Raw genomic sequence first — 10,789 nt, forward strand, 5'->3', positions numbered from 1 at the left:
ACGGTGTACGTAGCGGCGAACCACCACACGAGCTATGCGTTCCATTCTGGCACACCCGCTCTACTACCGCGCCGAGCTGACAACCGACATCAGGATGATGACGATGAAAAGCAAGACCATGATGGATAGATCCAGGCGAACCCCACCCAGGTTGATCGGAGGGATCAACTTACGAAGGAGTTTCACCGGCGGATCGGTGATAGTGAAAACTGTTTCGAGAATGACTGCGACCAGTCCCGACGGTCGCCAGTCTCTGGCGAACGAACGAACGAACTCGACTATCACTCTGCCGATCAACAAAAGCCAGAAGATAACCAGCACTAGATAGATCACTTCGAGGAGCCCGTTCACACTCTCACTCTGCCTGACTTCTGCGTGGTGTCCAAAACAGACATCCTGCATCGGCAGCAAAACCGGAGCTCCGCGAACCGGCTGAATCACGAGCGGGCACGCCGACGACCGAGGTCGTCGGCACCGGCTTCAACCAACCAACAAACGCAGCGTTTCGGCTGTTCAGGGAGCTATCCGCAATCGAGAGAATCATTTTTGGCTGTAGAAGCCCGTCTCCGCGATGCGACGACGCTCCTCGGCCGACACATCAATGTCAGCCGGTGAGAGAAGAAACACTTTGGTGGCGACCTTGTCGAACGAACCGCGCAGGGCAAAAGCCAGACCGGCGGCAAAATCGACCAGTCGCTTTGCATCGGCATTGCTCATGTCGACCAAATCCATGATGACGGGTGTTCCGTCGCGGAATCGCTCACCGATAGTCCGTGCCTCAGCGTAGCTCTGCGGGCGCAGCGTGGTGATCTTCGCCAGCGGACCGCCGTCGTCGATGACGGGAGCACGGCGAACCTCGGGGCGCTCGGCACGAGCGTCGACTGCAAGGTTTCCGCGGCTCGCCGGGCGCGGTGCCATCGAGGGACGTGGTGCGCGGCTTCCGACTGCATCGATCCGCGGACGCGAATCGTAACGATCGAAATCGGCTTCTTCCTCTTCACGACGACTGGGTGCGTAACCGGCCTTCGAGAATGCCGGCTCGGCAAACTCACGGTCATCGCGTTCGGCGTAACCATCGTGACTACGACGAGGTGCGCGACGAGCCTGGTCGGGCTCCTCCACGTACTCGTCCTCGTAGTCGTCGAGGGGAACCATGCCGAAGTAAGCCTTGAACTTGTGCAGGTTGCTCATTGATCGACCTTCCTTGGCGCGGCGGAATCAATCCGACTGCGACCGGTCGCAGCGGTGTGGACGGGTTGGGCGATCACCTGAGCGATCATTTCGAGGTTACTGGTCGTGAGCCGAGCAATGCGGTTCCGACACGCACGCATGTCGATCCGTGGCGAACTGCGGCCTCCAGATCGCCGGTCATACCGGCCGACAATTCGATTGCCTGCGGGTGTGACCCGAGGAGCGCCCGATGCGCGTCGTGCAGGATCGAGAACTGTTCTTCGGGATCGGTACCCAGCGGCGGAACGCCCATCAAGCCGGCAAAATCCAGACCCTCTGCTGTCTCGAGCTTGTCTGCGAGAGGTGCCAATTCTTCGAGAGTGACACCGCCACGCGAGGGGTCTCCGTCGAGGCTGACTTGGATCAACACACGCAGCGGCGAGGTGCGATCACCGTCGTCGAGCGCGCCAAGCGCGCCGCGATCGAGGGCATCGGCCAGTCGTGAGCTGTCGACAGAGTGAATTGCGTAGGCCCACTTGGCGACGGATCGCGCCTTGTTCCGTTGCAACTGGCCGATCATGTGCCAGCGAACAGGCTCAGCGGAATCAGTACGCGTCACAGCGTCGAATTCCGCGACCTTCATGATCGCTTCCTGCTCTCGGGACTCACCGAACTCGCGGCAACCCAAGTCGTAGAGAATCCGCGCATCAGATGCCGGAAAGTACTTTGTTACCGGCAGGAGCTTCACGTCGGCGGTAGGCCGACCGGCAGCGACACACGCCGCCGCCAGTCTGGCCCGCACCGAGTCGAGCGCCGACGCGATGTCGGCTACTCGCGAAGAATCGGCGTCGTCGTTCATACCGAATGACCTAGTCGGTTTCCGCAGCTGCGGATTCGGCTGGTGCGGACTCGGCTGGTGCGGATTCGACCGGGGATTCGGCCGGTGCGATCGGATCCATCCAGATCACTGCGGCCTGACGTCCGGTGAGTGACTCACGACGGTGACTGAACAGTGCCTTGTCCTCGATGGTGCAGCGCGGATCCTCGGCGACGCCCGTAACACCGGCATCGAGGAGTTGCTTACGGATTCCGGCCCGGAGGTCGAGTCCGGGAGTTCCCTTTGCCGTGCGAGTTGCACTGCCCGGCAAATGCTTTTCCACATCAGCGCGCATCGCTGCGGGAACCTCGTACTGGCGGCCGCTGGCGGCAGGTCCGAGGAAGGCTCCGATCCGGGAGACGTCGGCGCCCTGGCGAACCATCTCGGCCAGCACACGCGGCACGATTCCGATGCGGGCGCCGATGCGACCGGCATGAATCGCGGCGATCACTCCGGCTTGTTCGTCGGACAGCAGAACCGGAACACAGTCGGCACTGAGCGTCGCGAGAGCCAGCCCGGGGACGGTGGTGACCAGAGCATCGGTCACCGCAATGACCTCATCCGTCGGCTCCGTCACGACGGTGACGTTACGCGAATGGATTTGTTCCATCCAGACAAGATGATTCGGCTCGACGCCGATTTCCTGCGCGAGGCGACGACGATTGGACTCGACGGCGTCGGCGTTGTCACCAACGTGGTCACCGAGGTTGAACGAGTCGTACGGCGCCTGTGAAACACCGCCTGCTCGACTCGTCACGACGCGGCGGACTCGAAAATTGGCGGTCGACTTCTCGGTACTCAAGATTTTGTGCTCACAAACGTCGAATGTTCACTGCTACATGGGACATGATCCGGGTGCAGTTCCTGGATAAAGAAAGGATCAGTCAAGAACAGGGTACCCAGAAAACTGGATACCCTGATCTCGAGACTGTGCGCGGCGCTGTTGTCAGCGACGCATGAAGACGGGAACGTCGACGTCGTCGTCGCCGTCGTCTTCCGGCTGTGGTGCGTGACGCGGTCCGTCGAGCGGCGGCAGCGAGCCGCCGCCGATGGGCTCACGCGCGACCGGAACCTGCTGCTCCACAGGGGATTCCACCGCAACGGGCGAACGTCCGACCTCACCCGCACGGCCGGCGCCTATGGATCCACGGCCGGGCGCACCCGACTCGACAGGACGACGCGCAGGCGCACCGCCGTCGAAACCAGCAGCGATGACCGTCACACGAACTTCGTCGCCGAGTGAATCGTCGATGACTGTTCCGAAGATGATGTTGGCGTCGATATGTGCGGCTTCCTGCACGAGCGTAGCCGCTTCGTTGATCTCGAACAGACCCAGATCGCTGCCGCCGGCGATCGACAGCAGAACGCCGCGGGCACCTTCCATCGATGCTTCGAGAAGCGGCGAGTTGATAGCGGACTCAGCGGCTTTGATCGCACGGCCTTCGCCGCGGGATGAGCCGATACCCATGAGTGCGCTACCCGCACCGGACATAACGCCCTTCACGTCCGCGAAGTCCACGTTGATCAATCCGGGCGTGGTGATCAGATCGGTGATGCCCTGAACGCCGTTGAGGAGAACCTCGTCGGCACTACGGAACGCATCCATCAGACTGACAGCCGCGTCGCCGAGTTGGAGCAGGCGATCGTTGGGGATGACGATGAGCGTGTCGCACGACTCGCGCAATTGCTGAATTCCCGTGTCGGCCTGGCCGCCACGTCGCTTGCCTTCGAAGGAGAACGGCCGCGTCACGACGCCGACCGTCAGTGCGCCCAGCTTCCGGGCGATGCTCGCGACGACAGGTGCGCCACCGGTTCCGGTTCCACCGCCTTCACCAGCGGTCACGAACACCATGTCGGCGCCCTTGATGACCTCTTCGATCTCGTCCTTGTGATCCTCGGCAGCCTTGCGGCCGACCTCAGGATCCGCACCGGCGCCGAGACCGCGGGTCAGTTCGCGACCGACGTCGAGTTTGACGTCGGCGTCACTCATCAGGAGGGCTTGCGCGTCCGTGTTGACCGCGATGAACTCGACTCCCTTGAGTCCCTGTTCGATCATGCGGTTGACTGCGTTCACGCCGCCGCCGCCGATGCCGACGACCTTGATTACGGCGAGGTAGTTATGCGGGGGCGTCATCGGCTCTCGCCTTCTGTGTCGTATTACGCATTGTTTGTCTATTGCTGGATGAAGCTGGGTAACGCTGGAATCTCAACACTCAACCTCAACCACAGGGTTAGAGTTATGTCAAGTACTCGATCTGAAACCAAACGCTATGCATCGGCATCGCGATCCGCCATTAGGCGCGCCGAGACAGACGGAAGTATTTGACGTAAATACACTCTATTCGACGCAAGCTAGCGCACCGTCGGAAGATCAGGACTCGATACGTCGTAGGTCTGACCCGGCTGAGTCAGCAGCGGAAGCGTCACGGCGGCCTTACGATCAGACTTCTCGACGCCTCCCCAGTTGACCACTCGGCCGTCCACCAGAGTCAACGACACATCCGAAATCGACCGCGCAGCAACCTCTCCCACCTGGAAACGTAGTTCCGGTGGCAAGGCGGCGAGGACGTTCAACGCAGCCAGCGTCGACGGATCGTTCCACCCCGGTGTTGCCGTCACCAATCGCGGCACACCTGGCGGTGGAACACCGATCTCGAAATCGACGCCCGTTTCGTCCAGAAGATGCGCGCCTTCCGGAGAATCGATGAACACAACCGGCACACGTTCGGTCACCGTCACACGAATCGTCGACGGATACATTCGCTGCACCCGCGCCGACGCCACCTTGGGTATAGCCGCAACCCGAGCCGCAGCCAAGCCTGTGTCTACCCGCATCAGCGGCTGGCCGGCCGGAATCGCCAGCAATTCCAGAATGTGCGCCTCATCGACCGTCGTCGCTCCCCGGACCTCGGTGCCACGTACCGAAAGCACCGGCGACAACCACGCCGTCAGGAAAAGCCCGACGACGACCACCGTCGCAAACGGCAGCATGATCGCGGGTCGCTTGAACCACGGCGCCTTCGGTGTGGGCTCCGGTGCCGCGGCCGGCGCGGTTGCACGCGTCGAATAGCGGGATTCGGTTCGAGTGCTTCGCCGACGTGTGGTCGTGGCCCGCCGCGCCCCCGGATCTCGCCGACCACGGTGACTGCGTGCGTCAGGACTCATAGCGACTGCGTGCGCTGAGCCTGATGAGGAACCGTGCGCAGCGCATCGAGGATCTGCTTGCCCAACATCGTGACATCACCCGCACCCATCGTGATGACGATGTCGCCCGGGTGCGCGAGCCCGGCAACCTGACGCGGCGCCAACGACAGATCAGGCTGATAGTGAACGGGCTTGGTGACCGACTGGGCAACCAGTGCCCCACTGACACCGGGCATCGGTTCTTCACGGGCGCCATAGACGTCGAGCACGACCACCTCGTCTGCCAGGTCCAACGCAGCCGCGAACTCCGTAGCGAAGGTAGCCGTCCGCGAATACAGGTGCGGCTGGAATACCACGATTACCCGGCCGGCCGCAGAATTCGAAACCGACGAATCATCCTGCGGGCGAACGAGATCCGCCGCGGCACTCAGCACGGCACGCACCTCTGTGGGATGGTGCGCGTAGTCGTCGAATACTCGCACTCCGCGCTCACGACCGGTGAACTGGAAGCGTCGGTGCACTCCCCCGAATCCGGCTAGACCTTCGACTATTTCGTCGATTTCTGCGCCCGCAGCTTGGGCAGCCAAGAGTGCAGCAAGCGCATTCAACGCCATATGGCGTCCCGGAACCGCCATGCGCACCGTCCGCGCAGCAGCTTCTCCGGCCAACTGGAATTGAAGTACACCGCCTACGTCGTGGGCACGGAAATCGAGTAGGCGCACACCCACCTCGACTCCGTCGACAGGCTCGAAGGCGTCCGCTACGTCAACATCTGCACTGCCGTAGCCGATAACCCGAATGTCCTTGCGTCCGGATGCAACTACGCGCTTCGCAAGATCCGCAGAGCCCTCGTCGTCGAGGCACGCGATCAGCAGTCCACCGGGAGCAAGTTTGTCGACAAAATCATCGAATACCTGAACGTACTTCTCGACGCTTCCGAAGTAATCCAGGTGATCGGCTTCGATATTGGTCACGACTATCGTGTCGGGGTCGTACTGCAGTAGCGACCCGTCGCTCTCGTCCGCCTCGGCCACGAAGACATCGCCACTGCCGTGGTGCGCGTTGGTGCCGGCTTCGTTGAGTTCGCCGCCCACAGCAAACGAAGGATCGAAACCGCAGTGCTGCAACGCAACCACCAACATCGACGTCGTCGACGTCTTGCCGTGAGTACCCGAAACCAGGAACGTGCGGTTTCCCTCCATCAACGACGCGAGAACCGCCGGCCGGAGAATCACCGGAATCCCACGACGTGCTGCCTCGACGAGCTCGGGGTTGTCCTTGGGAATGGCTGCATGTGTTGTGACAACTACGGTGGGCCCACCGGGCAACAAGTCGAGTGCGTCGGCGTCGTGCCCGATACGGACTTGCGCTCCGCGCGCCCGCAACGCCAACACGCCACGGCTTTCCTTCGCGTCCGATCCTGATACAAGTCCACCGCGGGACAACAGAATTCGTGCGATGCCGGACATGCCGGCACCACCTATTCCCACCATGTGTACTCGCTCGAGGTGGGCGGGCAGCGCGGTCATCGGTTTCCCCTAATGTTGTTGCTTACAGCTGTGTTGTGGCGTTCTGCTGTTTCCAGAACGATTCGCGCAATTTCGGTGGCGGCAGTTCTGTGCCCGAGGCCGCTGGCACCGTCGCTCATTTCCTGCAGACGCGTCGCGTCGACGAGCAATGGCACGACGGTGGCGGCTACAAATGCCGGCGTCAGTTCAGCATCACTGACAATGACCGCGCCGCCCGCGGCGACTACAGGTTTTGCATTGAGTTCCTGCTCCCCGTTTCCGTGTGGCAACGGCACGTACACGGCCGGTAGCCCAACTGCCGACACCTCGGCAACCGTCATGGCACCCGAACGGCAAATCGCTGCGTCGGCGGCCGCATACGCGAGGTCCATCCGAGACAGGTACGGAACAGCAACATACGGCGCCGACGCCGAATGCTGCGTCACGACAAGCGAGTTCTTGGGTCCATGCGCATGCAACACCGAAATTCCGGCATCAGCTAGAGCCTGCGCCGCTCCGCTGACCGCGTCGTTCAGTGATGCTGCGCCCTGTGAACCGCCGAAGACCAGCAGAACCGGCCCGTCCTGCGGAAGCCCGAAGTACTCCCGAGCCTGCGACCGCAAACCCGCCCGGTCGAAATTCGCGATGGATGCCCGAACCGGAATCCCTACGATGTCGGCATCGTCGGCGCCGCGATTCTTCACACCTGATCCCGGCACTGCAGCCAGAACTCGCGTTGCAAGTCGTGCGCCGATCTTGTTCGCGATCCCGGCACTGGCGTTGGCTTCGTGAATGACAATCGGGATATTGCGACGGCGTCGAAGCAACCCACCGCGTGCAGCGAGATACGCGGGCAATGCCACATATCCGCCGAAACCCACGATGACGTCCGCATCGACGGAGTCGAGGACCTCGCGCGTCTTACGGACCGAGGCCCGAATGCGCATCGGGAGTTTCACCAGATCCATCGTCGGCTTACGGGGCAGTGGGACCGGTGGGATCAGTTCGAGGGTGTATCCGCGGGCCGGTACCAACGTCGTTTCCAGACCTCGGGCCGTCCCCAGCGCGGTGATCACGGTGTCGGGAGCCAGAGCTTTCACTGCGTCCGCCACTGCCAGAGCTGGCTCGATATGACCGGCTGTTCCTCCCCCGGCCACTACTACCGACAGGGCCGAATTTTTGCCGCTCACCTACGAATTCCTCGCTCTCGAATATCTTGTGGGTCCTGTGTGTTCCGAGTCGGCGCCTGCCGACGTCGTCCATTCTGCCCTGCCTGGCCTGGCTGCTCCTTGCGACGCTGCGGGGCAGCACGACGAACTGCGCCGAATGCCTGGTACGGAACCGGCAGCGGCAACCGCAGGAGCCTGGAAATCTTACCGTCCTGACCGGAACGCAAGGCCGCGATGGCTTCGGGTTCGTGACGCGCGGCATTCGCGATGATGCCGAACATGAACAACGTGATCGCCAGCGACGAACCGCCCGCGGAGACCAGTGGCAATTGAAGGCCCGTCACGGGGAGCAATCCGATCACGTATCCGATATTGATCATCGCCTGACCGACTATCCACGTGGTTGCAGTGGCGGAGAGCAGTCGCCAGAACGGATCGATACTTCGAGCCGCGATACGCAAGCCGGTGTAGACAAACCCCGCGAAGAGTCCGAGAACGACGAGGCAACCGACAAAACCCAGTTCCTCGCCGATGATCGCGAAGATGAAGTCGTTGTGCGCGTTGGGCAGGTAATTCCATTTGGCGGCGCTCTGCCCCAAACCCACCCCGAAGATCTTGCCGTCAGCGAGCGAATACAGAGCTTGCTTCGCTTGGTAATTGCCGCCCTGAAGGTCATCACTGGGATTGAAGAACGACTTGACCCGGTCCGATCGGTACCCAGCGGTCAATGCAAGTGTTCCGGCGAGCACGACACCGGTAACGGCAATAGTTCCGAACAATTTCAACGGAAGACCGCCGAACCACAAGAGCGCACCGAGGATGATGCCCAAAGCGATCGTCGTGCTCAGGTTCGGTTGTGCGACAACCAAAGCGAACACCAGGAGCGCTGCCGGCACGAGCGGGATCAGGATCGAGCGAGCCGAATTGTCGTCGGTCCTCCTCGACGCGAGCAAATGCGCACCCCAAATTGCGAGCACAACTTTCATGAGCTCCGATGGTTGAAGCGAGAAGCCGCCCACCGTGAACCATCGACGCGCACCCTGAGCTGCGGTGCCGATTCCCGGAATGAGCACCAGCACCAGCATGATCAACACGACGACAAAAACCGGAAACGAGAATCGTCGAATAGTGTGTGCCGGAATCCTCAAGGCCACATAAAAAAGTACCGAACCCAGCACTGCGAAGATCAACTGCTGAAAGAACAGCGAATAGGCTGAACCACCGCTTGTATATTGCTCGACGCCCGAAGCGGACAGCACCATCACCAGGCCCAAGACCGTCAACATCACGGCAATCGTGACCACCAGATGGAACGACGCCAACGGCCGCGCCAACCAGGCACCGATTCGGGTCTTGGGACCCTGGGTCATTGTGCGTTTCCGGCTTCGCTCACTGATCCGGGTGGCGGATCGGACAACGCCGCAACGGCAGCAGCAAAACTGTTGCCGCGATGGCCGTAGCTGTCGAACATGTCCAATGACGCAGCTGCCGGTGCCAGAACCACCGCACTGCCGGGCAGTACCGATACCAAGGCCAACTCCGCGGCCTCACCGACCACGGCCGCCATCACCGCATCGGCGTCGGATCCCGAAGGCAAGGTCACGAACTTCGTCGACGAGCTGTGAATTTTGTTCACCTGTGCATCGTCCTCCGTTCCCACGCGGACGACGGGGACCTCGGGCGCGTGTCGCGACAACGCCTGCTCGATCTCACCGGCATCGCTTCCCAGCAACACTGCGCCGGCAAGCCTGCTGCCAACCTCGGCCACCAACTCGTCGACACTGGCACCCTTGAGCAGTCCACCGGCAATCCACACCACGCGTTCGTGCGCCAGGATCGACGGCCGTGCGGCATGCGGATTGGTCGCCTTGGAATCGTCGACGAAGACCACCGAACCCACCGTGCCGACAACTGCGCCTCGATGCGGTCCCACCTGATGAGCTGCCAACCCGGCTCGAACCGCGTCGGCAGCGATCCCGACAGCTCGGGCGAGCGCGGCAGCGGCAAGTGCGTCCATGATGCCGGCCGGACCGGGCGGATCGATATCCGCAGCCTCAGCCAGTTGCACGCCCGTTCCGAATGCGTTGTCGACGAGAAACCCGTCTGCAACACCCAACTCTCCGTCAACCGGAGCGCCCAATCGAAATCCCACGACGACGTCGGCAGAAGCAGCGCGGCCCAATTGCGCGGCAATAGCGTCGTCAAGCCCGACGACCGCGACCTTGCCACTGAGCGCCCGTGCCTTCGCCTCGGCATACGCAGCCATACCACCGTGCCAATCCAGGTGGTCTTCAGCGACATTGAGAACTACGCCGGCATCAGGGCACACCGAAGGGGCCCAGTGCAATTGGAACGACGACAGCTCGACGGCCAGATAGTCGACGCGAGGCGACGTGTCCATCAACGCTTCCAGCACTGGCAGACCGATATTGCCGCACGCGCGACCTTCGAGACCCGCAGCGTCCAGAATCGAGGCGAGCATCGAGGTTGTTGTCGTCTTGCCGTTGGTTCCCGTGACGACGAGCCACTTTCGCGGCGGTCCGTACAGACCGCAGTGGTCAACCCGCCATGACAACTCGACGTCGCCCCAGATCGGAATACCGTGACCGGCGGCTGCCGCAAGAATCGGTGCGTCCGGCCGGAACCCCGGGCTAGTCACGACGAGCGCGTACTGCTTAATCGAATTCTGATCTGCCTCGATCGAGGCGGTGGTGACTGTATCGGCACCAAGTTCGGCGCAACGATCCGCAAAATCCAGCGTGGAATCGGCGACCGTGACCACGGCGCCAAGGACTACCAGCGGTTCGATGGTCGCCTGGCCGGAGACTCGGCCGCCGGCGACCAATACTCTTTGTCCGCGAAGCCAACTCAGATCGTTACCTAAATCCCCCGAGTTGGTCGAGTCCACAGGGTTGGTCACG

Annotated in this window: 10 protein-coding genes; all 10 read right to left on the reverse strand. The window is 62.0% G+C overall.

Annotation, left to right across the window (positions count from 1 at the left end):
• Positions 1-63: 63 nt before the first annotated feature.
• Positions 64-351 (reverse strand): YggT family protein, encoded by a 288-nt coding sequence (locus QM600_RS03325; protein WP_283260063.1) that lies wholly within the window; start codon positions 349-351, stop codon positions 64-66.
• A 189-nt stretch (positions 352-540) separates the two neighbouring features.
• Complete coding sequence (locus tag QM600_RS03330) at positions 541-1,191, reverse strand: cell division protein SepF (protein ID WP_283260064.1); 651 nt, start codon at positions 1,189-1,191, stop codon at positions 541-543.
• An 85-nt stretch (positions 1,192-1,276) separates the two neighbouring features.
• Positions 1,277-2,029, reverse strand: a complete 753-nt coding sequence (locus QM600_RS03335; protein ID WP_283260065.1) for a YggS family pyridoxal phosphate-dependent enzyme — start codon at positions 2,027-2,029, stop codon at positions 1,277-1,279.
• A 10-nt stretch (positions 2,030-2,039) separates the two neighbouring features.
• Positions 2,040-2,852: a peptidoglycan editing factor PgeF gene (gene pgeF / locus QM600_RS03340; RefSeq protein ID WP_283260090.1), complete on the reverse strand. Its 813-nt coding sequence runs from the start codon at positions 2,850-2,852 to the stop codon at positions 2,040-2,042.
• Between the two features lie 141 nt (positions 2,853-2,993).
• Positions 2,994-4,181 carry a cell division protein FtsZ gene (ftsZ, locus tag QM600_RS03345; protein ID WP_283260066.1) on the reverse strand — a complete coding sequence of 396 codons (1,188 nt, stop codon included), beginning with the start codon at positions 4,179-4,181 and terminating at the stop codon, positions 2,994-2,996.
• 218 nt (positions 4,182-4,399) lie between these two features.
• On the reverse strand, positions 4,400-5,038 hold the full coding sequence (locus QM600_RS03350) for a cell division protein FtsQ/DivIB (protein ID WP_502942857.1): 639 nt from the start codon (positions 5,036-5,038) through the stop codon (positions 4,400-4,402).
• Positions 5,039-5,208: 170 nt separating this feature from the next.
• Positions 5,209-6,720 (reverse strand): UDP-N-acetylmuramate--L-alanine ligase, encoded by a 1,512-nt coding sequence (gene murC / locus QM600_RS03355; protein WP_283260068.1) that lies wholly within the window; start codon positions 6,718-6,720, stop codon positions 5,209-5,211.
• Positions 6,717-7,889 (reverse strand): undecaprenyldiphospho-muramoylpentapeptide beta-N-acetylglucosaminyltransferase, encoded by a 1,173-nt coding sequence (gene murG / locus QM600_RS03360; RefSeq protein WP_283260069.1) that lies wholly within the window; start codon positions 7,887-7,889, stop codon positions 6,717-6,719. Before murG ends, murC begins: the two co-directional genes overlap by 4 nt.
• Positions 7,886-9,238 carry a putative lipid II flippase FtsW gene (ftsW, locus tag QM600_RS03365; RefSeq protein ID WP_283260070.1) on the reverse strand — a complete coding sequence of 451 codons (1,353 nt, stop codon included), beginning with the start codon at positions 9,236-9,238 and terminating at the stop codon, positions 7,886-7,888. Before ftsW ends, murG begins: the two co-directional genes overlap by 4 nt.
• Positions 9,235-10,788: a UDP-N-acetylmuramoyl-L-alanine--D-glutamate ligase gene (murD, locus tag QM600_RS03370; RefSeq protein ID WP_283260071.1), complete on the reverse strand. Its 1,554-nt coding sequence runs from the start codon at positions 10,786-10,788 to the stop codon at positions 9,235-9,237. Before murD ends, ftsW begins: the two co-directional genes overlap by 4 nt.
• Position 10,789: the final 1 nt, after the last annotated feature.

The organism is Rhodococcus sp. IEGM 1379, assembly GCF_030056815.1.
Lineage (GTDB): Bacteria > Actinomycetota > Actinomycetes > Mycobacteriales > Mycobacteriaceae > Rhodococcus_F.

Bases quoted from the DNA above. Each gene is read 5' to 3' on its own strand.
- murC (WP_283260068.1), bottom strand. From the start codon at position 6,720: ATGACCGCGCTGCCCGCCCACCTCGAGCGAGTACACATGGTGGGAATA.
- QM600_RS03335 (WP_283260065.1), bottom strand. From the start codon at position 2,029: ATGAACGACGACGCCGATTCTTCGCGAGTAGCCGACATCGCGTCGGCG.
- QM600_RS03350 (WP_502942857.1), bottom strand. From the start codon at position 5,038: ATGCTGCCGTTTGCGACGGTGGTCGTCGTCGGGCTTTTCCTGACGGCG.
- ftsW (WP_283260070.1), bottom strand. From the start codon at position 9,238: ATGACCCAGGGTCCCAAGACCCGAATCGGTGCCTGGTTGGCGCGGCCG.
- ftsZ (WP_283260066.1), bottom strand. From the start codon at position 4,181: ATGACGCCCCCGCATAACTACCTCGCCGTAATCAAGGTCGTCGGCATC.
- QM600_RS03330 (WP_283260064.1), bottom strand. From the start codon at position 1,191: ATGAGCAACCTGCACAAGTTCAAGGCTTACTTCGGCATGGTTCCCCTC.